Raw genomic sequence first — 23,516 nt, 5'->3', positions numbered from 1 at the left:
CGCCGCTTGGCGTCGAAGGGTTGCAGGTTTAACCTCAACCCCTTCCGGTTGTCATTTGCGCGCCTATATTGTTAAGCTGATCGCGCAGTGAAATTATTTTGGAGCATGCGGCATGACAGTTTTTTCTTCGGCTGGTTTCCCCTCCGCCTCTGAGGCGGCCCCCCTACGGGACAAATGGGGTTGGATGGTCGCTTTTGGCGCCGTTCTCGCGCTTGCCGGCTTTGTCGCGCTCGGCAGCGTCGTCTGGGCGACCGTCGCCAGCGTCATGGTCGTCGGCGTCGCGATGGTCGTGAGCGGCGTTGTCGAAATCGTCTATGCGGTCGCCGTGCGTTCCTGGAAGAAATTCTTCCTCTGGACCCTCATCGGCCTGCTCTATGTCGTCGGCGGCGTCGCCGTCATCGAGAACCCGATGCTCGCCGCGGGATTCCTGACGCTGCTGCTTGGCGCGGGGCTCGTCGCTTCCGGCCTGGTGCGCACCTTTCTCGCCTTCCAGCTTCCCAAGGACGCGCCCTGGGGCTTCGTCGTCTTTTCTGGGATCATCACCCTGCTGCTCGGCGGGATCATCCTCGCTCATTGGCCGGTGTCGAGCCTCTGGGTTCTCGGCACGTTCCTGGGCGTCGATCTGATCTTCGCCGGGGCGAGCTGGATGGGTTTCGGCCTGTCGCTCAAGCGCGCTGGCGACAATCGCGTCGGCGCCGTTTCGAGTCAGAGCAGCGCCACGGGTCCGCTCGTCGAGGGCTATGCGCCAGGCTTCGGCCGCAAGCTTTTCGCTGAATTTCTCGGCACGTTCTGGCTGGTGTTCGGCGGCGTCGGCAGCGCGCTGATTTCGGCGGGCTTTCCCCAGCTCGGCATCGGCTTCACCGGCGTCTCCCTCGCCTTCGGTCTGACGGTCCTCACCGGCGCCTACGCCTTCGGCCCGATCTCCGGCGGCCATTTCAATCCGGCGGTGTCGCTGGGCCTCGCGACGGCCGGCCGCTTCCCCTGGAAGGAGCTCGGCCCCTATTGGATCGCCCAGCTCGTCGGCGCGACCTTCGCAGCCTTCGTGCTGCTCAAAATCATGCAAGGCAATATTGATTTCTCGCTCGCCAACGGCTTCGCCGCCAATGGCTACGACGAGCATTCGCCTGCAGGCTACACGTGGCAGTCCGGTTTTCTCATCGAAACCGTGCTGACGGGCTTCTTCCTGCTCGTCATTCTCGGCGTGACCGAAGGCCGCGCGCCGGTGGGCTTCGCGCCGATCTCGATCGGCCTCGCTTTGACGTTGATTCATCTCATTGACATTCCGGTCACCAACGCCTCGGTGAACCCGGCGCGGTCAACCAGTCAGGCGCTCTTTGTCGGCGGCTGGGCGATGGAGCAACTCTGGCTGTTCTGGATCGCGCCGCTGCTCGGCGGCGTCATCGGCGGCCTGATCCACCGCTTCGTGCTGACGGACGAGGTCTGAGGCGACGGTCGTCATCTCCCCTCGGCCTCGTCCGTCGAGACGCGCGCTCGAGCGCGCGTCTCAGGATGAGGCTGCCGACAGGCGGCGTTTCGAAGCATGAGGAGCCGCCGACAGGCGGCGTCTCGAAGCAGGAGGGGCGCGGTCGCCTGCTTGTCTGCGGGTCGCCGCTCAAAGGAGAATCTCATGCGCCTCGTGACGATCGCGGCGCTCCTTCTCGCGTCCTATCCCGCCCTGGCCGCGCCCTCGCTGTTGGGGCAATGGCGCATCGTCGCGATCGCGGGCGTCGAGAAGGTCGACATGGCGCGGACCCGCGCAGATTTTGCAGAGAACGGCCGCTACGCCTCCACCATCGGCTGTAACCGGATCGCGGGGAAGGCTATCGTTTCCTCAGACAGGCTGAGCTTCGGGCCCATGATGACGACGCGAATGGCGTGCCCAGACCCGCTCGATCGCGTCGAGCGCGCCTATCTGGCGGCTTTGCAGGCCGTCCGCGGCTACAGGTTCGAGGGCGGAAAGCTCGCCCTTGTCGGCGAAGACGGCGCGGCTCTGGTGACGCTGGTGCGCCTCCGGTAAGCGCTACGCCGGCAAAGGCGCCTCCAGCCTCCGCGCCGCAAGGCGCGCCGCCTCCGCGCCAGACAACATGGCGCCGTTGAAGCCATGTTCGCCGCCGAAAGCCGAGGCGAGAAATAGCCCGCCGATCGGCGTCGCCGGCGTGCGCGGAAAGCCCATCAGGATCGGCTCATCCGGGGGCAGGGGGGCGAAGCCATAGACGGCGCCCTCCGGCGTGTTGAGATAGCTCGACATGGAGAAGGCGTTGAGCAGCATGCGCGAAGTCACGAGGCCCGAGAAACCGGGATAATCCTGCTCGAGCCGCGCCTGAATGGCGTCCAGCCAGGCCTCGCGGCGCGAGATCCCCTCTTCCTTCGATAGGCCCTTCCAATTGTCCAAACGATCGAGGCCGAGGACGCTCAAGAGAACCGGCGGCTCGTCCCACAGGCTGGAGTCGACCGCCGTAAAATTCGAAACGGCGTGGAGCGGCAGTTCGCCCTTCGGCATGTCCGCCATCGCCGTTGCGCCGTCGCCATATTGGTCGAAGCGGCCCATGGTCGAGGGCATGTTGATCGACAGGAAATTGGAAAGGCCCACTGTCGACGGCTTGGCGCTCAAGCCGAAATTGGCGGAGAACAGCGAGGTCGACAGCGGCCGGGCGCCGAAGGCTTCCTCCATCCTGGCGCGGGCGGGCGGCGCCATCATCGCCGCCGCCGTCGTCGGCGCGCAATTGGCCATCACGACGCGGGCTTCGATGCGCTCCTCATTGTCGCCCGCGCGCCGCGCGACATGGCGCACCGCGATGGCGTTTCCATCGGCGTCGGTCTCGATCTCCGTGACGAGCCGGCCCATCCGCACCTGGCCGCCGGCCTTAGTGATGCATTTGGCGAGCTTGAGGCTCAGCTGCCGCGAGCCGCCCTTGATATAGGCGCCTCCCGAAGCGATGTAGCCGCCCTGCGCCAGCGCATAATAGATCCACCACAGCCGGCGGGGATCGTCGCCGTAATAGAGAAGATTGGCGCCGAGCGCGCATTTGAGGCCCTCGGCCCCGACGAAATCGCGCGTAAAAATCTCGTCCAGCGAATTCATCCATCCGTCAGCGGCCGGCTGAACCTCCCACAATCCGCGCGTGAACTTGGCGAGCGACCCTTCCTCGCGCGCTTGTTTCAGGTTCCACAGCGCGTCGTGAATTTGTTCCACTTCGCCCAGGAACCGCTTGATGGCGGCGTTCTTGTCGGGGAAACGCGCGGCGAGCGCGTCATGGGCGGCCTCGAAGCCCACCGGTAGTTCAAAAGGCTCGCCAATCGGGCCGCCGCTCACCTTGTAAAGCGGGCCGGTCGGAAGCCATTCGATCTCGTCGAGAATGCCGAGCCTGCTCAAGATGTCGTGTTTCACGTCCCGCGGATTTCGCGCGTCCGAGGTCTGATGCAGCGACGCCTCGACCCAGAGGTCGCCGACCTTATAGACCGAGGCCGCGCCGCCGAGGCTGAAATTGCGCTCGAGCAGGCAGACGCTGTAGCCGGCCTCGGCGAGCAGCGCGCCCGCGGTGAGCCCGCCCAGTCCGGAGCCGATCACCACGGCGTCGAATTTCTTGTCGCTCATTTTCAGGCGTCGCCTATGTTCGTGTCTGTCCGAGCCCAAACGGCGCGGTCTGGCCAAAGCCGGAATCGGCGCCAACATAACATGGCGTCGCGCGAGAGCGCGGCCTCCCGGAGGAAGCGTCAATGACAGAAGAAAGTTTCCCCGTCACGCGGACCGACGACGAATGGCGCGCGCGTTTGACGCCCGAGCAATATCAGGTGATGCGCGGGCATGGCACCGAGCGGCCGGGGAGCTGCGCGCTCAATCACGAGAAAAGAGCCGGCGTGTTCGAATGCGCGGGCTGCGACCAGCCGCTCTTCCGCTCGGGCCAGAAGTTCGAAAGCGGCACCGGATGGCCAAGCTTTTTCGATCCTTTGCCGGGGGCGCTCGGCACGACGGTGGACCGCGGCTACGGCATGGTGCGCACCGAAGTGCATTGCAGCCGCTGCGGCTCCCACCTCGGCCATGTATTTCCCGACGGCCCGCCGCCAACGGGGCTGCGCTATTGCATCAATGGGGTGGCGCTGAATTTCGTGCCGGAAATCGCGCCCGCGTGATAAGGCTTGCTGATCGCCCGATAGAGCGGGCGATGCGACAGGCAGGTGCGACAAAAATTTTTTTTACCTGCCTGTTTCCCGCCAGATGGCGCCCCGCCGCCTCCCGTCCTGGACGGGGCAGGGCGGGGCCGACCTGACCGCGCGATCACGATGCAGTCAGCTGCGCGCCCATCGTCTCGGTCTGATGGGAATGACATTATACGAAGTATTTGCAACGTATTCTCAGTTTTGTCGCCGCGCCCCATGCCTACCTCTTCGGATAGGCTAAGGGTAGCAGCCGGTCCCGGCTTGAAGAATATGCGGCGCCTGCGATCGGCGTCGTCGCGCGAGCGGGAAAGGTCAGATTGCTGCGTTGCAGCGTTGCCGGCGCGCGCGTGAATGGCTGCTTGACGGGCAATTTTTATTGCCGTCATACGGAGCGCTGCAATCAAGGACGTTCGATGGGCTCATTGCATGCGGCGGAGGGTCCGGGCGCGAGTCGGGCATCGATGGGCCGAGAGCGAACTTAAAGCGACGGTCGTTTGAAGAGGCCGCGGACGCGATGACGGCGGGACGCCTCCGCCGCGCGCGCATCGGGGGTCGATAATTTCCAGGGCCTGGCAGCACGGGCTCGAGAGGGAGTGGAGCTATATGTCGTCAACTACGTCAGCCGCCGCGCCGGGCGCGAGCGGGAAAGACAACCAGCACCTTTCGCCCAAGTCCGATATTGAGATTTCCCAGGCCGCCAAGATGCGGCCGATCGTCGACGTCGCCCGCGACAAGCTCGGCATTCCGGCCGAGCACATCCAGCCCTATGGCCATTACAAGGGCAAGATTGCGCTCGACTACATCGCCTCGCTCGAAGGCAAGCCCAACGGCAAGCTCATTCTCGTCACGGCGATCACGCCGACCCCCGCCGGCGAAGGCAAGACCACGACGACTGTCGGCCTCACCGACGGCCTCAACTACATCGGCAAGAAGGCGCTTTGCTGCCTGCGCGAGCCCTCGCTCGGCCCCTGCTTCGGCGTGAAGGGCGGCGCGGCTGGCGGCGGCTACGCCCAGGTCGTGCCGATGGAGGACATCAACCTCCACTTCACCGGCGACTTCCACGCCATCGGCGCGGCGAACAATCTGCTCGCGGCGCTGATCGACAATCACGTCTATTGGGGCAATTCGCTCGGCCTCGACACGCGCCGCATTTCCTGGCGCCGCGTCGTCGACATGAACGACCGCGCGCTGCGCTCGATCGTCTCCTCGCTCGGTGGCGTCTCCAACGGCTTTTCCCGCGAGGACGGTTTCGACATCACGGTCGCCTCGGAAGTCATGGCGATCTTCTGCCTGGCGTCGGACTTCGCCGACCTGCAGAAGCGTCTCGGCAATATCGTCGTCGGCCAGACCCGCGAGAAGAAGAACATCCGCGCTTCCGAATTAAAGGCCGCGGGCTCCATGGCGGCGCTGCTCAAGGACGCCATCGCCCCCAATCTCGTGCAGACGCTCGAGAATAATCCGGCGATCATTCACGGCGGCCCGTTCGCCAACATCGCCCATGGCTGCAACTCGGTCATCGCCACCAAGTCGGGCCTGAAGCTCGCCGACTATGTGGTGACGGAAGCCGGCTTCGGCGCCGATCTCGGCGCCGAGAAGTTCTTCGACATCAAGTGCCGCAAGGCGGGCCTCAAGCCCGACGTCACCGTGATCGTCGCGACGATCCGCGCCCTCAAGATGCATGGCGGCGTCGCCAAGGACGATCTGAAGGCCGAGAATGTCGCGGCGGTCGAGAAGGGCTTCGAGAATTTGAAGCGCCACATCGGCAACGTCCGCAAGTTCGGCGTGCCGGTGCTGGTCTCGATCAACAAGTTCTCCTCCGACACTCCGGCCGAAATGGAGGCGCTCAATCGTCTCTGCAAGGCGGAAGGCGTCGACTGCGTCGTGGCGGACAACTGGGGTTCCGGCGGCGCCGGCGCGGCGGATCTCGCCCGCGCCGTGGTGCAGACGATCGAGGCGCAGCCCTCGAAGTTCAAGCCGCTCTACGCCGACGAGCTGCCGCTCGCCGAGAAGGTGCGCACGATCGCCAAGGAGCTCTACGGCGCCGCCGACATCTCCTATGATTCGAGCATCAAGTCGCGCTTTGCGGAACTGGAGAAGGAGGGCTTCGGCCATCTGCCGGTCTGCATCGCCAAGACGCAATACAGCTTCTCGACGGATCAGAACGCCAAGGGCGCGCCCTCCGGCCATACGATCCCGATCCGCGAGCTGCGCCTCTCCGCCGGCGCGGAGTTCGTCGTCGTGGTCTGCGGCGACATCATGACCATGCCCGGCCTGCCGAAGGTTCCGGCCGCCAACAATATCGAGGTGGGCGCGGACGGCCGCATCTCGGGCCTGTTCTAAAGGCCGCGCGCCGGTCTGCCGGCGCTTCAAAAAAAACGCCGGCCGGCGCTTTGCGCCGGCGGACTCCATTGAAACCCAGAAAAGCTCGAAGGGAGCTCACAAATGTCCAATTCCAGAATTCCGGGCCGCAATTTCCTCTTCGTCCCGGGCCCGACCAATCTTCCCGACCGCGTCGTGCGCGCGATGATGGTCGCCTCGGAAGACCATCGCTCGCCCATCTTCCCGGATCTGGTGAAGCCGCTCTTCCCGCAGCTCAAGAAGGTCTTCGAGACCGAGAAGGGTCACGCCTTCATCTTCCCGGCGTCGGGCACCGGCGGCTGGGAAGCGGCGATCACCAACACGCTGTCGCCCGGCGACAAGGTGCTGGCGCAGCGCTTCGGCCAGTTCTCGCATCTGTGGATCGACCTCGCCAACCGTCTCGGCCTCGAGGTCATCAAGCAGGAGCTCCCCTGGGGCACGGGCAATGATCCGGCGCTGATCGAAGAGACGCTGAAGGCCGACAAGAATCACGAGATCAAGGCCGTCTTCGCCACCCACAACGAGACCGCCACCGGCGTGACCTCCGACATCGGCGCGGTCCGCAAGGCCATCGACGCCGCCAAGCATCCGGCGCTGCTCTTCGTCGACGGCGTGTCCTCGGTCGCCTCGCTGCCCTTCCACATGGACGAATGGGGCGTCGACGTCATCGTGTCGGGTTCGCAGAAGGGCTTCATGCTGCCGGCCGGCCTGCTGCTGATGGCGGCGAGCCCCAAGGCGATCGAAGCCGGCAAGACCAACAAGTCGCGCCGCGCCTACTTCGAATTCCAGGACATGATCAAGAACAACGAGACCGGCTATTTCCCCTATACGCCGTCGATCCCGTTGCTGCACGGCCTCAAGGAAGCGCTGTCGGTCCTCTTCGAAGAGGGTCTCGACCAGGTCTATAAGCGCCACCATCACCTCGCCGAGGGCGTTCGCGCCGCGGTCGCGGCCTGGGGCCTGAAGACCTGCGCCAAGGAGCCGAAGTGGAATTCGGACACCGTCACCGCCATCGTGGTGCCGGAAGGCTACAACGCCGCCAAGGTCATCGAGACCGCCTACAAGCGCTACAACCTCGCGCTCGGCGCCGGCCTCTCCGAGGTCGCGGGCAAGGTGTTCCGCATCGGCCATCTCGGCGACCTGAACGAGCTCATGCTGCTCGGCGCCATCGCTGGCGCTGAAATGGCGATGCTCGACAACGGCATCAAGGTCGAGGCCGGCTCCGGCGTCGCGGCGGCTCAGGCCGTCTATCGCGCCAATCCGCTGCTCAAGATGTAATTCGACAAAGCCCTCTCCCCGCACGCGGGGAGAGGGCCTCTCCCGGAGAGGGAGACCGCCGCAAGAAGAATGACAAGGGGGAAGTTGATGTCGCACAAAATCGTTTTTCTCGATCGCGAAACGCTCGACGCCAATGTGCGCAAACCGAATTTCCCGCATGACTATACGGAATATGCGCAGACTTCGCCCGACCAGATCGTCGAGCGCGCCAAGGACTGCGACATCATCATCACGAATAAAGTGCCGCTGCGCGAAGCGACGCTGAAGCAGCTGCCGAAGCTGAAGCTCATCGCCGTCGCCGCCACCGGCACCGACGTGATCGACAAGGCCTATACGACGGCCAATGGGATCACCGTCTCCAACATCCGCAACTACGCCTACAATACGCTGCCCGAGCATGTTTTCGCGCTGATCTTCGCGCTGCGCCGCAATCTCGTAAACTATGTCGACAGCGTGCGACACGGCCGCTGGGGCTACGCCAATCAGTTCTGCTATTTCGACTATCCGATCTACGACATCGCCGGCTCGACGCTCGGCATCATCGGCTATGGCGCGCTCGGCAAGCAGGTCGAGACCCGCGCCCAGGCGCTCGGCATGAAGGTTCTGATCAACGACGTCACCGACATTCCGGGAAAGGTCGACGTCGCGACCATCCTGCGCGAAGCCGACGTCGTCACGCTGAACATTCCGCTGACGCCGCAGACCAAGAACATGATCGGCGCGAAGGAGCTCGCCTCGATGAAGAAGACCGCCTGCATCATCAATACGGCGCGCGGCGGCATCATCGACGAAGAGGCGCTCGCCGACGCGCTGCGCAAGGGCGTCATCGCCGGCGCGGGCCTCGACGTCTTGACCGTCGAGCCGCCGAAAAACGGCAATGTGCTGCTCGATCCGACGATCCCCAATCTGATCATCACGCCGCATGTCGCCTGGGCGTCCAAGGAGGCGATGCAGGTGCTCTCAGATCAGCTCATCGACAATATCGACGCCTTCGTCGCGGGCGACCCGCGCAATGTGGTGACGGCGTAAGGGGCGCGCGGGCTGCGGCGGCGCCGTCAGCCGGAAGGGCGCCTCGAGCGCCCGCAACATTATCGAACGTCCCGGCGCGGATAGCCGGGACAGGCCCGGCCATGACGGGCTGCGTGGTCCGCTGGAGAGATTGATGACCAAGAAGCTTCTTTTCCTTTTCGACACCGACCCCGTCGCCAGCGTTTTCGACACTGTCGTCGGCTATGACGGCGGCGCCGATCACATCATCGGCTACGGCGCCGTGACGCCCGAGAACGTCGGCGCGCTCGTCGACGGCTGCATCTACACGCGCGGCCCGAAGGAGAAGCAATATACGGCGATCTTCGTCGGCGGCGGCTCGATGGTCGCGGGCGAGGCGGTGTTCAAGGCGGTGAAGAAGCGCTTCTTCTCCAATTTCCGCGTCTCCGCCATGCTCGACTCGAACGGCTCCAACACGACGGCCGCGGCAGGCGTCGCGCTGCTCGCCAAGGCGGGAAATCTCAAGGGCAAGAAGGCGGTCGTGCTCGCCGGCACCGGCCCCGTCGGCATGCGCGCCGCCGCCATGCTGAACATCGAGGGCGCGGAAGTCGCCATCACCTCGCGTCAGAAGTCGCGCGCCGAGGCCGCCGCCCAGGCGATCCAGGAGCGTTTCGGCTTCACGCCCACGGCGATCGAGGCCCCTGACAACGCCGCCCGCGCCAGCGCCGTCAAAGGCGCGCAGATCGTCTTCGCGGCGGGCGCGATCGGCGTGCCGCTCCTCGACGAAAAGGACTGGCAGAACGATTCGACGATCGAGCTCATCGCCGACTGCAACGCGCAGCCGCCGCTCGGCGTCGGCGGCGTCGAAGCGATCGACAAGGCCAAGGAGCGCCACGGGAAGATCGTCATCGGGGCGCTCGGACTCGGCGGCCTGAAGCTCAAACTGCATCGCGAATGCGTCGGCAAGCTCTTCGAGAGCGCCGACAAGGTGTTCGACTGCGAAAACATTTACGCCCAAGCGAAAGAACTGGCCTGAGATGAGCGCGAAGACTGAAACGATCGGCAAATTCCTCGACGAACTCGCGAGCGACGCGCCGACGCCCGGCGGCGGCGGCGCCGCCGCGCTCTCGGGCGCGATGGGCGCGGCGCTCGTCTCGATGGTCTGCAATCTGACCATCGGCAAGAAGAACTATGAAGCGGTCTCCGAGGACCTGAAAAAGACTCTGGCCCGCGCCGAAGCGCTGCGCGCCGAGCTGACAAAGGGCATCGACGAAGACGTCGTCGCCTTCAACACGCTGATGGGCGCCTATGGCCTGCCGCGCGCCACGGACGAAGAAAAGGCGAAGCGCTCCGAGGCGATCCAGCACGCCCTGAAGGCCGCGACGCTCGCGCCGCTCGCGACCTGCAAGGTCTGCTACGAGGTGATCGCTCTGTCGAAGGAAGCCGCCGACAAGGGCAATCTCAACGTGATCAGCGACGCCGGCGTCGCCGTGCTCGCCGCCAACGCCGGCCTGCGCAGTTGCGCGCTGAACGTCTTCATCAACGCGAAGTCCATCAAGGACCGCGACTTCGCCGAGAAGCAGCTCGCCGAGGTCAATGCGTTGCTCGCCAAGGCGAACGCCGAGACGGAAGCGGTCTATGAGGTCGTCAAAGGCAAGATCGGCGGCTGACGCGATGCGCGCCAACGCCGCCCAATAACCGCGAAGAACGCGAGGAAGGAACGGGGAAATGGACGTCCACGAGTACCAAGCGAAGGAAATTCTGGCGGCGCATGGCGTAGCCATCCCGCCGGGCACCGTGGCGTTCAGCCCGGATCAGGCCGTCTACGCGGCGACCGAACTCGGCGGCTCGCATTGGGTGGTGAAGGCGCAAATTCACGCCGGCGCGCGCGGCAAGGCGGGCGGCGTCAAGCTGTGCCGCACCTATCACGAGGTCCAGCAGGCGGCGCGCGATCTGCTCGGAAAGCGCCTCGTCACGTCGCAGACGGGCCCCGAGGGCAAACCCGTCCAGCGCGTCTATGTCGAAGTCGCCGATCCTTTCGAGCGCGAGATTTATCTCGGCTTCGTGCTCGACCGCAAACTCGAGCGCGTGCGCGTCATCGCCTCGAAGCACGGCGGCATGGACATTGAGGAAATCGCCCGCACCGCGCCGGACGAAATCCTGCAGGTGATCGTCGAACCGGCCGTGGGCCTGTTGCAGTTCCAGGCGCGCGAACTCGCCTTCCAGCTCGGCCTCAATCTCAAGCAGGTCTCTCGCGCGGTGCAGACGATCATGGGCGCCTATCGCGCGTTCCGCGACAATGACGCGACCATGCTCGAGATCAACCCGCTCGTCATCACCAAGGACGACAAGGTGCTCGCGCTCGACGCGAAAATGTCCTTCGACGACAATGCGCTGTTCCGCCGCCGCAACATCGTCGACATGAACGATCCCTCACAGAGCGATCCGCGCGAGGCGCAGGCGCATGAGCACAGCCTGAATTACATCGGGCTCGACGGCGAGATCGGTTGCATCGTCAACGGCGCGGGCCTCGCCATGGCGACGATGGACATGATCAAGCACGCCGGCGGCAATCCGGCGAACTTCCTCGACGTCGGCGGCGGCGCCTCGCCCGAGCGCGTGGCCACGGCCTTCCGCCTCGTGCTTTCGGACCGCCGCGTGAAGGTGGTGCTCGTCAACATCTTCGCCGGCATCAACCGTTGCGACTGGGTGGCGCAGGGCGTCGTCGACGCGGTGCGCGCCGAGCGCATCGAGGACGTGCCGCTCGTCGTGCGCCTCGCCGGCACGAATGTCGAGGCCGGGAAGAAGATCATTTCCGAGAGCGGCATCCCGATCATCCAGGCGGATACGCTCGCCGAGGCCGCCGAGAAGGCCGTCGCCGCTTACAAAAGCGTGAAGTAAGGGCGGGGGAAGGACATCATGAGCATTCTCATCGACGAAAAAACGCCCATCCTCGTCCAGGGCATCACCGGCGACAAGGGCAGCTTCCACACCAAGGAGATGATCGACTACGGCAGCAAGGTCGTGGCCGGCGTCACGCCCGGCAAGGGCGGCAAGACCCATCACGGCGTGCCGGTGTTCAACACGGTGAGGGAAGCCGTGCGTGAGACGGGCGCCCAGGCCTCGATCACCTTCGTCGCGCCGGCCTTCGCGGCGGACGCGATCATGGAGGCGGCCGACGCCGGCATTCGCCTGATCTGCTCGATCACCGACGGCATTCCGGCGCAGGACATGATGCGCGTGAAGCGCTATTTCCTGCGCTTCCCCAAGGATCGCCGCCCGATGATGGTCGGGCCGAATTGCGCGGGCATCATCTCGCCGGGGAAGGCGATGCTCGGCATCATGCCGGGGCATATCTACAGCCGGGGGCCGGTCGGGCTCATCTCTCGTTCCGGCACGCTCGGCTATGAAGCCGCCTCGCAGCTCAAGGCGCTCGGTCTCGGCATCACGACGTCGGTTGGCATCGGCGGCGATCCGATCAACGGCTCGTCCTTCCTCGATCATCTGGTCCTGTTCGACAAGGATCCCGAGACCGAGGCGGTGCTGATCATCGGCGAGATCGGCGGCCCGCAGGAGGCCGAGGCCGCGGCCTGGATCAAGGAAAACTTCTCCAAGCCGGTGATCGGCTTCGTCGCCGGCCTCACGGCGCCCAAGGGCCGTCGCATGGGCCATGCCGGCGCGATCATTTCGGCGGCTGGCGACAGCGCGGCCGAGAAGACCGAGATCATGAAGTCCTACGGTCTGACCGTCGCGCCCAATCCGGCGGAGTTCGGCACGACCGTCGCGAAGGTGCTCAAGCGCGCCTGATGCAGGCTTTGCGCCGGCGACACCGTCCTGCGGGACGCCGGCGCGGCCATCCCGCCGCCCCGAGAGGCGTTTCAAAGACGCGCATGGAGTTTTCATGACCGAGACAGAGAACACGAGACGCGCGATCAGCCTGCCCTCGGCTTTCGCCACGCGTTCCGTCACGGAGGCGTCGGCCTTTCTGCGCGAACAATTGCTCGCCGTCATCCGCCGCCATATGCCGGAGATCGAAGCCGTGGTGCGCGACAACAAGGCCGGGGCGGGGCTCGCGCCGCGGCAGATGGCGCGCGCGCTGCAGGCGCAGGGCATTATTTTCCAGCTCGTCTCCATTGCGGAACAGGCCTACGCCATGCGTCGGCGGCGCCGTATCGAGCGCGAGAAGGGCCACGACAAGCTGCTGGGCACTTTCGATTATGTGCTCTCCAGCGCGGCGAGCGCGGGGGTCGGCGCCGCCGAGGTTCACGCGCAATTGCAGACGCTGCGCATCCGGCCGGTCATCACTGCGCATCCGACCGAGGCGAAGCGCGTCTCGATCCTGGAAAAATATCGGCGCATCTATCTGCTGATGCGCGAATTGGAATCGACGCGCTGGACCGACCGCGAGCGCGAGGCGCTGGTCAAGTCGATTTACGATCAGGTCGAACTCTTGTGGCTCACGGGCGAATTGCATCTCGAGAAGCCGACGGTCGAACATGAAGTCGCCTGGGGACAGCATTTCTTCCAGGAGAGCATTTTCGATCTGGCGCCAGAGCTGCTCTCCTCCTTCGAGCGGGCGCTGAAGCGTCATTACCCCAGTGAGAAATTCGAGGTTACGCCCTTCTTCCAGTTCGGCTCCTGGATCGGCGGCGACCGCGACGGCAATCCTTTCGTCACCAATGAGGTGACGCGCCGCACCATGCGTCAGAACGCGACGGCGAGCCTGAACTACTATCGCACCCGCGTCGTCGATCTCGTGCGCATGCTGTCGATCAGCGAGCGCGCCGCCGTCATCCCGCCGGCCTTCAAGGAAGAGCTGTCGCGCCGTTTGGCGCAGCTCGACGACGGCGCGGCCATCGCCCAGCGCAATCACAACGAACCCTATCGCCAGTTCGTCACCACGATTCTGCGCAAGATCGACCATACGCTCGCGGCGGCCAACGACGAGCCGGTCTCGGGCCCGCGCTACACCAGCGCCGACAAGCTCATCGGCGATCTCTTGATGCTCGAGGCCGCGCTGGTCGAAGCGAAGAGCGAGGCGCTGGCGACCGATCTGGTGCGCCCGCTGCGCCGCGCCGTCGAAATCTTCCGCTTCAGCACGGTGCGTCTCGACATTCGCCAGAACACGACGCGCACCACCGCAGCACTGCAGGAATTGTGGCGCCTCAAGACGGAAGGGCAGACGCCGCCGGACGTGCGGTCCGACGAATGGCGCGCCTGGCTCTTGAAGGAGCTCGATGCGCCGCGCGCCGCGCCGATCCCGCGCGATGCGCTCACCGCCGACACCCGCGACGTCATCGAAATGTTCGAGGTCGTCGCGGACATGCGCGCGCGGCTCGACCGCGAAGCCTTCGGCAGCTTCATTCTGTCGATGACTTCTTCGGCCGAGGACGTTCTAGGCGTTTATCTTCTCGCCAAGGAGGCCGGCCTCTTCGCCGACGCCGCCGGGGTCGACCACCTCACTTTGCCGGTCGTCCCGCTCTTCGAGACGATCTCCGACCTTCAGGACGCGCCCGCGATCATGCGCGATCTGCTCGCCATTCCTGTCGTTCGCCGCAGCACGCAGGCGCAGGGCGATCTGCAGGAAGTGATGATCGGCTATTCTGACAGCAACAAGGACGGCGGCTTCCTGTCGTCGAATTGGGAGCTGTTCAAGGCGCAGGCGCGCCTGACCGAAGTCGGGCAGGAGATGGGCGTCGCCATCGCCTTCTTCCACGGCCGCGGCGGCTCGGTTTCGCGCGGCGGCGCGCCGACGGGCCACGCCATCGCGGCGCAGCCGGCGGGTTCGATCCGCGGCCGCTTCCGCGTCACGGAGCAGGGCGAAGTCGTCTCCTTCAAATACGCCAACCGCGGCACCGCGGCCTATCAGATGGAGCTCTTGGCCTCCTCGGTCTTCGCTCATGCGCTGCGCTCCGAGCGTGAAGAAGCGCTGGTGCCGCGCAAGGAGTTCGACGAGGCGCTCGAAGAGATCTCCGCGGCCTCCTTCGCCAAATATGCCGAGTTGGTCGCCGATCCCGACCTTGTCGCCTATTTTCAGGCGGCGAGCCCGCTCGAAGAAATTTCGCTCCTCAACATTGGTTCGCGGCCGGCGCGGCGCTTCGGCGCGAAGAGCCTCGCCGATCTGCGCGCCATTCCCTGGGTCTTCGCCTGGGCGCAAAATCGCCACTCGATCACCGGCTGGTATGGCGTCGGCTCGGGCCTGAAAGCGTTTCTCGACGCGCGCGGCGACCGCGGGCTCGAGCTTCTGCGCTGGATGTTCGAGGATTCGCGGATGTTCCGCCTCATTCTCGACGAGGTGGAGAAGACGCTGGCGCTGGTCGATCTTTCGATCGCCAGGCAATACGCCAGCCTCGTCGCCGACGAAGCCGCGCGCGAGAAGATCTTCAAGCTGATCGAGGACGAATATGCGTTGACGCGCGACATGGTCCTGCGCGTCACCGGCGATCGCGAACTGACCGAGCGCTTCAAGGAATATGCCGCGCGGCTCACGCATCGTCTCTCCGTCATCAATGAAGTCAATCGCGAGCAGGTCGAACTCTTGCGCCGTTTCCGCTCGGCGCAGGACGAAACCCAGAAGGAGGACGTGAAAGTGCCTCTGCTCATCTCGATCAGCTGCATCGCCGCGGGCCTCGGGGCCACCGGCTAAATGCATCCTGGCGCGCCTCTCAGGGTCCCTTTTCGGATCGAGGCGCATCTTTGAAACTTAGAGGAAGAAGGAAGGAAATCTTATGAGCTTTACCCTGATCGAACAGGCCACGCCGCGTCTGCACCGCTCCGAGCTCGCTGTCCCGGGCTCCGCGCCGGGCATGTTCGAAAAGGCCGCCCAGTCGAAGGCCGACGTCGTGTTCCTCGACCTCGAGGACGCAGTGGCGCCGGACGACAAGGAGCAGGCGCGCAAGAACATCATCCAGGGCCTCAATGACATCGATTGGGGCAAGAAGACCATGACGCTGCGCATCAATGGTCTCGACACGCATTATTGCTATCGCGACGTCGTCGACGTGCTCGAAGCCTGCCCGCGCCTCGACGTGGTGCTGATCCCCAAGGTCGGCGTGCCGCAGGACGTTTACGCCATCGACATGCTGATCACCCAGATCGAGCAGTACAAGAAGCGCACCAAGAAGATCGGCATCGAGGTGCTGATCGAGACCGCGCTCGGCATGGCCAATGTGGAGGCGATCGCCCAGGCGTCGAAGCGCCTCGAAGCCATGTCCTTCGGCGTCGCCGACTACGCCGCTTCGACCCGCGCCCGCACCACCGTAATCGGCGGCGTGAACCCGGACTACGGCGTCTTGACCGACAAGAACGAGAAGGGCGAGCGCGATTATTACTGGATGGACCAGTGGCACGCCGCCCAGACCCGCATGATGGTCGCCTGCCGCGCCTATGGCCTGCGTCCGATCGACGGTCCGTTCGGCGACTTCAACGATCCGGAAGGCTACAAGGCCGCCGCCAAGCGCGCCGCGGTGCTGGGCTATGAGGGCAAGTGGGCGATCCATCCCTCGCAGATCGAGCTGGCGAACGAAGTCTACACCCCGTCGGAAGCCGAAGTCACCAAGGCCCGCCGCATTCTCGCGGCGATGGAAGAGGCTGCGAAGCAGGGCAAGGGCGCCGTGTCGCTCGACGGCCGCTTGATCGACATCGCCTCCATCCGCATGGCCGAGGCGCTGATCGAGAAGGCCAACGCCATCAGCGGTTCGTAATCGACAGCGCCCCCTCCCCAACCCTCCCCCGCTGAAGCGGGAGAGGGAGCAGGTGGGGGCCTTCATCGACATTGCCGATCCGACCACGCTGATCGTGAGCGTCCCCTCTCCCGCGTGAGCGGGGGAGGGACAGGAAGGGGGTATTCCCCGACAGATTTCCGGAAGAAAGCGATCCATGTCCGCCGATCCCCGCCAGCTTCTCCGCGCCATGTTCGACGCCGCCGTCGGCGCCGCCCATCCGTCCCTTTGCCTGCCGTCGCATCTCGCGAAGATCGCGCCGCCCAAGGGACGCACGATCGTCATCGGCGCCGGCAAGGCGGCCGCCTCCATGGCGGCGGCGGTCGAGGAACATTGGAAGGGCGGACCGCTCGAAGGCCTCGTCGTCACCCGTTACGAGCATGGCGCGCCGACGAAGCAGATCGAGGTGATCGAGGCGTCGCATCCGGTGCCGGACGCAGCCGGCCGCGAGGCGGCCAAGCGCATTCTGCAGAAGGTGCAAGGGCTCACCGAAGACGATCTCGTGATCGCGCTTATTTCTGGCGGCGGTTCGGCGCTGATGGCGTTGCCGGCCGAGGGCGTAACGCTCGAAGAGAAGCAGGCCGTCAACAAGGCGCTCCTCAAGAGCGGCGCGAATATCTCCGAGATGAATTGCGTGCGCAAACATCTCTCCGCCATCAAGGGCGGCCGTCTCGCGCGCGCCGCCGCGCCCGCGCGCGTCGTCGCCTTGATGATTTCCGACGTGCCGAACGACGACCTCTCGGTCATCGCCTCGGGTCCGACCGTCCCCGACCCTACGACCCGTGAGGACGCCCTCGCCGTCATCGCCAAATACAAGATCGACCCGCCGCCGGCGGTGCTCAAGCACCTTTCCAGCCCCGATTGCGAGACGCCGAAGCCGGGCGACGCGATCTTCGATCGGGTCGAGAACATCCTCATCGCCACGCCGCAGGGGTCGCTCGACGCCGCCGCCGCCGTGGCGAAAGCCGCGGGTTATACCCCCTGCATTCTGGGCGATCTCGAAGGCGAGTCGCGCGACGTGGCGCTGGTGCACGCCGGGATCGCCAAGCAGATTGCGCTGCACGGACAGCCCTTCGAGCCGCCGGTCGCCGTCATCTCGGGCGGCGAGACGACCGTGACCGTGCGCGGCAATGGCAAAGGCGGCCGCGACGCCGAATTTCTGCTGGGGCTGACGCTGGCGCTCGAAGGCTTTGGCGATATTTCCGCCATCGCCTGCGACACCGACGGCATCGACGGCGTCGAGACGAACGCCGGCGCCATCATGACGCCGGACAGTTATGCGCGCGCCCAGGCCAAGGGCGTCGATCTCAAGGCGCTCTTCGCCAATAACGACGCCTTCACGGCCTTCGAGGCGCTCGGCGATCTCGTCGTCACCGGCCCGACGCGCACGAACGTCAACGACTTCCGCGTCATTCTCGTGCCGAAGCGGGTTGGCGGCCCCCATAAGAGCGCGCCGCAAGCCAACGAAAGCCAATCCGGGTCGAATCTGCTGCGCTGGCTGGGGCTCGCGCGATAAATCCGTTCATTGCTGCGCCGCCGCAAAGCCCTTGGAGCCGATCGCGGGCCTTGCTAGACTGCCGCGGAAATGTCGCCGGGCTTGCAAGGCCCGGCGCGGCTTTCTGCGAAAGCGGCGTCCATCCCCGGAAGAACATGAACAAGCCCGTAAGCCCTGAAAATTTCGACGCGCGCGGCGCCGCCGCCACGTTCGAGCGCTATCGGCGCGCGGATTCGCCCAAGCCCGCGATCTGGAACGACACGCTCGACCTCATCCTCGCGCATCGCTCGCACCGGAACTATCTCGATCAGCCGCTGCCGCCCGGCGCGCTGGAGACGATCGTGGCTGCCGCGCAATCCGCGTCCACTTCGTCCAATCTTCAGGTATGGAGCGTGGTCGCCGTCGAGGACGAAGCGCGCAAGACCCGCCTCGCCGACCTCGCCGGCGGGCAGAAACACATTCGCGACTGCAAGCTGCTCTTGATCTGGCTGTGCGATCTCGCGCGGCTCGACGCGCTCGCCAAGGACAAGGGCCGCGACGCGGCGGCGCTGCCCTATCTCGAAATCTTCATGACGGGCGTCGTCGACGCCGCGCTCGCCGCGCAAAACGCCGTCGTCGCGCTCGAGGCGCTGGGGCTCGGCTGCTGCTACATCGGCGCCATGCGCAACAAGCCCGAGGACGTGGCGAAGGAGCTGAACCTGCCGCCGAATGTCTTCGCCGTCTTCGGCATGACGGTCGGCGTGCCGGACCCCGCCGCCAACGCCGGCGTCAAGCCGCGCCTCGGCCAGGCCGCCGTGCTGCATCGCGAGCAGTATCAGTGGGGCGACGCCCAGCGCGAGGCGGTCGAGACGCTCGACCACGTGTTCAAGGACTTCCAGAAAGAGCAGGGCCTGCCCGAGCAGGGCTGGATCCGCCAGGTGCTCTCGCGCGTCCGTGGGCCGGATGCGATGAGCGGCCGCGATCGCATCCGCGAGGCGCTGAAGGCGCTCGGCTTCGAACTGCGGTGATGGCGATCCTTGAAGCGCGTGAGTGCGCCTTCTCCCCGGTCCAAGGCTGTCCCCACCCGTCGCCGCTGCGCGGCGACACCCTCCCCGCAAGGGGGAGGGAATGGAACACCGAGCGTGCGAATAATCTGCAGGGTTTCATGAGCGCTCGACGTTGATCCGCGCCCTCGCCGCTATCCCATCCCTCCCCTTTGCGGGGAGGGTGGCCCGCGAAACGGGCCGGGTGGGGTCCAGGGCCAACCCAGAATGCTAGCGAGAGCCGCCTCGCGTCGCTGTCCATCGAGGGCGCTTTCGTGACCGAAACGCTGGTGAAATCCGAGCCGACAGTCGACGGCGAGCGCATCGTCGCCAAGGTCGCCTGGCGCCTCGTCCCCTTGCTGACGGCGGGCTTTTTCGTCGCCTATCTCGATCGCGTGAACGTCGGCTTCGCTGCGCTCACGATGAACAAGGAAATGGGCTTCACGCCGGCCTTTTACGGCTGGGCGGCAGGGGTCTTCTTCATCACGTACTGCCTCTTCGAGGCGCCCAGCAATCATGTGATGCACCGCGTCGGCGCGCGCCGCTGGATGGCGCGCATCATGGTGAGTTGGGGGCTGATCGCGGCGATCACCGCCTTCGTCTGGAGCGAGACGAGTTTCGTCGTTCTGAGGCTGCTGCTCGGCGCGGCGGAGGCGGGCTTCGCGCCGGGCGTGATCCTTTATCTCACTTACTGGATTCCGGCCGCGCAGCGGGCGCGCATCCTGGCCGGTTTTCTGATCGCCGTTCCGCTTGGCAGCGCCGTGGGCGCGCCGATCTCGGGCGTCCTCCTCACGGTCATGGACGGCGTCGCCGGCGTCTCCGGCTGGCGCTGGCTGTTTTTCATCGAGGCGCTGCCCTCGATTGCGCTGGGCCTCGTCTGCTTCTTTTACCTCCCCGACCGTCCGGCCGAGGCGCGATGGCTCGCGCGCGACGAGCGTGATTGGCTCGAGGCGGAGCTTGCGCGCGAAGAGCCGCCTCACGACGAAAACTATTGGGGCGCGCTTCTCAACGGCCGCGTTCTCGCGCTCGGCGTCGCCTATTTCGGCGTCGTGATGGCGCTCTATGGCTTGAGTTTCTGGCTCCCGCAGATCGTCAAGGGCTTTGGCGCCAGCATCCTAGCGACGGGTTTTCTTGCGGCCGTCCCTTACGCCTTCGGCGCGCTCGCCATGTGGCTGTGGAGCAGAAGCTCGGACCACAGAGGCGAGACGGTCCGTCACACCGCGCTTGTCTGCGTCCTCGGCGCCGTCGGCCTCGCTGGCGCGGCTTACGCCCCCACGCCCCTCGCCGCCATGATCGCGCTTACTGTCGCCGCTGTCGGCTCGGTGGCGGCGCTGCCGACCTTCTGGAGCTTCGCGACCCTTACGCTCCGCCCCGCCGACGCGGTCGTCGGGGTGGCGATGATCAATTCCATCGGCAATCTGTCGGGGCTTGCCGGGCCCTGGCTGGTTGGCCTTATAAAAGGCGCGACGGGAGAGTTTTCTGACGCCCTTCTTGCCCTCGCCCTGGGGCCGGCGGTGACGGCCGCGCTGATCCTGCGCGTCGCCGGCCGAAGGCGTTGAAACGGCCCAGCCGCGCGCGTCATTTGCCGAAGCCGCGCAAAAACCGGTAGAATCGCTATTCCTGAATCGGAAAAGATCGAAATGTCGGATTTTTATCGCATCAAGCGCCTGCCGCCTTACGTCTTCGAGCAGGTGAACCGCCTGAAGGCCAAGGCGCGCGCCGGCGGCGCCGACATCATCGACATGGGCATGGGCAATCCCGATTTGCCGGCGCCGAAACATGTCGTCGAAAAGCTCGTCGAGACCGCCGGTCGCCCGCGCACGGACCGCTATTCCGCCTCCAAGGGCATCGCCGGCCTGCGCCGCGCCCAGGCGGCCTATTATCAGCGCCGCTTCGACGTGAAGCTCGATTCCGAGACGCAGATCGTTGCGACGCTCGGCTCCAAGGAGGGCTTCGCCAATATGGCGCAGGCGATCACGGCGCCGGGCGACGTCGTGCTCGTTCCCAATCCCTCCTACCCCATCCACGCCTTCGGTTTTCTGATGGCGGGCGGCGTCATCCGCTCCGTGCCGTCGGCGCCCGGCCCGGCCTATTTCGCCGCGCTCGAACGCGCGATGATCCATTCGATTCCCAAGCCCATCGCCGTCATCGTCTGCTATCCGTCCAATCCGACGGCGGAAGTGGCGTCGCTCGATTTCTATAAGGATCTCGTCGCCTTCGCGAAGAAGCACGACATCTTCATCTTGTCCGACCTCGCCTATGCCGAGGTCTTCTTCGACAATGATCCGCCGCCCTCGGTCCTGCAGGTGCCGGGCGCCATCGACGTGACGGTGGAGTTCACGTCGATGTCGAAGACCTTCTCCATGGCGGGCTGGCGCATCGGCTTCGCGGTCGGCAATGAGCGGCTCTGCGCGGCGCTCGCGCGCGTCAAGAGCTACCTCGATTATGGGGCCTTCACGCCGGTTCAGGTCGCGGCGACCGCGGCGCTCAACGGCCCGGACGATTGCGTGCGCGAGATGCGCGCGATCTACAAGAAGCGCCGCGACGTGATGGTGGAGAGCTTCACGCAGGCCGGTTGGCCGATCCCGGCGCCCTCCGCCTCCATGTTCGCCTGGGCGCCGGTGCCCGAGCGTTTTCGAGGCATGTCGAGCCTCGACTTTTCGAAGCTCCTCATCGAAAAGGCCGACGTCGCGGTGGCCCCCGGCGAGGGCTTCGGCGAGAACGGCGAGGGCTATCTGCGGCTCGCTTTGGTCGAGAATGAACAGCGCATCCGCCAGGCCGCGCGCAATCTCCGCCGCTTCTTCGAGACCGCCGATCAGCACCTTCACAACGTCGTGCCGCTCGCGGCGCGGGGATAGCGACGAAAGCCCCCTCCCCAACCCTCCCCCGCTTTCACGGGAGAGGGAGTAGATCGTGGCCTTCATCGAGTTCGATCGCGAGCGTCCCCTCTCCCGCGAAGCGGGGGAGGGACAGGGAGGGGGCGTTTCCGCTTCAGCCCTGTCCGCTGATCCGCTCGATCTGCGCGCCGCAATCCGAAAGCTTCTTCTCCAGCCGCTCGAAGCCGCGATCCAGGTGATAGACGCGATTGATCGTCGTTTCGCCGCGCGCGGCGAGGGCCGCGATCACCAGCGAGACGGAGGCGCGCAGGTCCGTCGCCATGACCGGCGCGCCGTCGAGATGATCCGCGCCCGTGACAACCGCCGTATCGCCTTCGAGCTTGATGTGGGCGCCGAGCCGGGCGAGCTCTTGCACATGCATGAAGCGGTTTTCGAAAATTGTTTCTGTGATGCGGGACGTCCCCTTCGCCCGTGTCATGAGCGCCATGAACTGCGCCTGAAGATCGGTCGGGAAAGCCGGAAATGGCGCCGTCACGACGTTGACCGGCGCGATCCCGGACCCATTGCGCGCGACCCGCAGCCCTTCATTGGTCTCGCTCACAGTGGCGCCGGCCTCGACGAGCGCGTCGAGCGCCGCCTGCAGGATATCGGCGCGGGCGCCGGCGAGCACGACGTCGCCGCCCGTCATCGCCACCGCCATGGCGTAAGTGCCCGCCTCGATGCGATCCGGCATGACAGCGTGATGCGCGCCGGATAGGGACGTGACCCCCTCGATTTCGATCGTCGAGGTCCCAGCGCCGGAGATGTGCGCCCCCATCTTTTGCAGGCACTCGGCGAGATCGACGATCTCCGGTTCGCGCGCCGCGTTGCGGATCACTGTCGTTCCGCGCGCGAGCGAGGCCGCCATCAGCGCGGTATGGGTGCCGCCGACGGTGACTTTGGCGAAATCGATTTCTCCGCCGACGAGCCCGTTTTTCGCCGTGCCGACCACATAGCCGTTTTCGATCTCGATGTTGGCGCCGAGCTTTTTCACCGCCTCCAGCAGCAGATCGACGGGCCGCGTGCCGATGGCGCAGCCGCCGGGAAGCGACACGCGACATTCGCCCATGCGCGCGAGCAGCGGCGCGAAGACCCAGAAGCTCGCGCGCATGCGCGAGACGAGCTCGTAAGGCGCCGTGGTGTCGACGATCTCACGCGCCGTGAAATGCACGGTGCGGCCGGCGTTTTCGGTGTCGCCGCGGCGCTTGCCCGAGATGGTGAAATCGACGCCGTGATTGCCGAGGATGCGCTCGAGTTGCGTCACGTCCGCCAGCAGCGGCATGTTTTCGAGCGTCAGCGTCTCCTTCGTGAGCAGCGAGGCGATCATCAGCGGCAAAGCGGCGTTCTTGGCGCCGGAGATGGGGATGACGCCATTGAGCGGCGCGCCGCCGACGATCCTGATCTTGTCCATTACGCCTCGCTGTCGTCTTTTTGCGCGGCGGCCCGCAGCGCCCGCTCCCGGGCCTTGCGACGCGCTAAATTGGCCCGGAGCGCCGCGGAAAGCGCGGCGGCGTTCTTCTTCGCAGCAGTCTTTTGAGCTTTTCCGCCTGAATCCGACGCTTTTGCGGCGGGAGGCGGCTCTTTGCCTCGTTCCGTCATGGCTTCGTCAACCGGTAAAGCT

General features: G+C 65.5%; 17 protein-coding genes and 2 pseudogenes. 17 read left to right on the top strand and 2 right to left on the bottom strand.

The annotated features are described in order from the left end of the window. Positions 1-112 precede the first annotated feature (112 nt). From RVU70_RS04240 to RVU70_RS04230, 3 genes and pseudogenes are all read left to right on the top strand, one after another. A pseudogene (locus tag RVU70_RS04240) lies at positions 113-556 on the top strand (HdeD family acid-resistance protein); the annotation flags it as partial. A gap of 201 nt (positions 557-757) precedes the next feature. Continuing rightward, positions 758-1,444 (top strand): annotated as a pseudogene (gene aqpZ, locus RVU70_RS04235) (aquaporin Z); the annotation flags it as partial. Positions 1,445-1,627: 183 nt separating this feature from the next. Next, positions 1,628-2,017, top strand: coding sequence for an META domain-containing protein (locus tag RVU70_RS04230; protein WP_363349835.1), 390 nt, complete (start codon positions 1,628-1,630; stop codon positions 2,015-2,017). Between the two features lie 3 nt (positions 2,018-2,020). Here the strand turns inward: RVU70_RS04230 and RVU70_RS04225 are convergent, their stop codons facing one another. After that, positions 2,021-3,595, bottom strand: coding sequence for an FAD-dependent oxidoreductase (locus tag RVU70_RS04225; protein ID WP_363349834.1), 1,575 nt, complete (start codon positions 3,593-3,595; stop codon positions 2,021-2,023). A gap of 122 nt (positions 3,596-3,717) precedes the next feature. Here RVU70_RS04225 and msrB point away from each other — a divergent pair, with 122 nt between their 5' ends. From msrB to RVU70_RS04155, 14 genes are all read left to right on the top strand, one after another. Continuing rightward, positions 3,718-4,131 carry a peptide-methionine (R)-S-oxide reductase MsrB gene (gene msrB, locus RVU70_RS04220; protein WP_363349833.1) on the top strand — a complete coding sequence of 138 codons (414 nt, stop codon included), beginning with the start codon at positions 3,718-3,720 and terminating at the stop codon, positions 4,129-4,131. A gap of 630 nt (positions 4,132-4,761) precedes the next feature. Further along, positions 4,762-6,498: a formate--tetrahydrofolate ligase gene (locus tag RVU70_RS04215; RefSeq protein WP_363349832.1), complete on the top strand. Its 1,737-nt coding sequence runs from the start codon at positions 4,762-4,764 to the stop codon at positions 6,496-6,498. Between the two features lie 102 nt (positions 6,499-6,600). Next, positions 6,601-7,794 carry an aminotransferase class V-fold PLP-dependent enzyme gene (locus RVU70_RS04210; RefSeq protein WP_363349831.1) on the top strand — a complete coding sequence of 398 codons (1,194 nt, stop codon included), beginning with the start codon at positions 6,601-6,603 and terminating at the stop codon, positions 7,792-7,794. Positions 7,795-7,881: 87 nt separating this feature from the next. After that, a complete protein-coding gene (locus RVU70_RS04205) occupies positions 7,882-8,823 on the top strand; it encodes a D-2-hydroxyacid dehydrogenase (protein WP_363349830.1) in 942 nt (313 codons plus the stop codon). Between the two features lie 133 nt (positions 8,824-8,956). Further along, positions 8,957-9,817 carry an NADP-dependent methylenetetrahydromethanopterin/methylenetetrahydrofolate dehydrogenase gene (locus RVU70_RS04200; protein ID WP_363349829.1) on the top strand — a complete coding sequence of 287 codons (861 nt, stop codon included), beginning with the start codon at positions 8,957-8,959 and terminating at the stop codon, positions 9,815-9,817. Position 9,818: 1 nt separating this feature from the next. After that, entirely contained in the window at positions 9,819-10,451 is a 633-nt protein-coding gene (gene fchA / locus RVU70_RS04195) for a methenyltetrahydrofolate cyclohydrolase (protein ID WP_363349828.1), read from the top strand. Between the two features lie 58 nt (positions 10,452-10,509). Beyond that, on the top strand, positions 10,510-11,682 hold the full coding sequence (locus RVU70_RS04190) for a malate--CoA ligase subunit beta (protein ID WP_363349827.1): 1,173 nt from the start codon (positions 10,510-10,512) through the stop codon (positions 11,680-11,682). A gap of 18 nt (positions 11,683-11,700) precedes the next feature. Further along, positions 11,701-12,588 carry a succinate--CoA ligase subunit alpha gene (sucD, locus tag RVU70_RS04185; RefSeq protein WP_363349826.1) on the top strand — a complete coding sequence of 296 codons (888 nt, stop codon included), beginning with the start codon at positions 11,701-11,703 and terminating at the stop codon, positions 12,586-12,588. Positions 12,589-12,682: 94 nt separating this feature from the next. Continuing rightward, positions 12,683-15,427, top strand: a complete 2,745-nt coding sequence (locus RVU70_RS04180; RefSeq protein WP_363349825.1) for a phosphoenolpyruvate carboxylase — start codon at positions 12,683-12,685, stop codon at positions 15,425-15,427. Positions 15,428-15,509: 82 nt separating this feature from the next. Then, positions 15,510-16,484: a CoA ester lyase gene (locus RVU70_RS04175; protein WP_363349824.1), complete on the top strand. Its 975-nt coding sequence runs from the start codon at positions 15,510-15,512 to the stop codon at positions 16,482-16,484. Positions 16,485-16,659: 175 nt separating this feature from the next. After that, positions 16,660-18,018 carry a glycerate kinase gene (locus RVU70_RS04170; RefSeq protein ID WP_363349823.1) on the top strand — a complete coding sequence of 453 codons (1,359 nt, stop codon included), beginning with the start codon at positions 16,660-16,662 and terminating at the stop codon, positions 18,016-18,018. A 134-nt stretch (positions 18,019-18,152) separates the two neighbouring features. Further along, positions 18,153-19,004 carry an NADPH-dependent oxidoreductase gene (locus tag RVU70_RS04165; RefSeq protein WP_363349822.1) on the top strand — a complete coding sequence of 284 codons (852 nt, stop codon included), beginning with the start codon at positions 18,153-18,155 and terminating at the stop codon, positions 19,002-19,004. A 290-nt stretch (positions 19,005-19,294) separates the two neighbouring features. Beyond that, positions 19,295-20,578, top strand: a complete 1,284-nt coding sequence (locus RVU70_RS04160; RefSeq protein ID WP_363349821.1) for an MFS transporter — start codon at positions 19,295-19,297, stop codon at positions 20,576-20,578. An 81-nt stretch (positions 20,579-20,659) separates the two neighbouring features. Next, positions 20,660-21,877, top strand: a complete 1,218-nt coding sequence (locus RVU70_RS04155) for an LL-diaminopimelate aminotransferase (RefSeq protein ID WP_363349820.1) — start codon at positions 20,660-20,662, stop codon at positions 21,875-21,877. Between the two features lie 133 nt (positions 21,878-22,010). Here RVU70_RS04155 and murA read toward each other — a convergent pair whose 3' ends face one another. Beyond that, a complete protein-coding gene (murA, locus tag RVU70_RS04150; protein WP_363349819.1) occupies positions 22,011-23,306 on the bottom strand; it encodes a UDP-N-acetylglucosamine 1-carboxyvinyltransferase in 1,296 nt (431 codons plus the stop codon). Between the last annotated feature and the right edge of the window lie 210 nt (positions 23,307-23,516).

The organism is Methylocystis echinoides, assembly GCF_040687965.1.
GTDB classification, from domain to species: Bacteria; Pseudomonadota; Alphaproteobacteria; order Rhizobiales; family Beijerinckiaceae; genus Methylocystis; species Methylocystis echinoides_A.
Note: the sequence above shows the minus strand (reverse complement) of the source record. Positions and strands in the feature narration are given on the sequence as shown.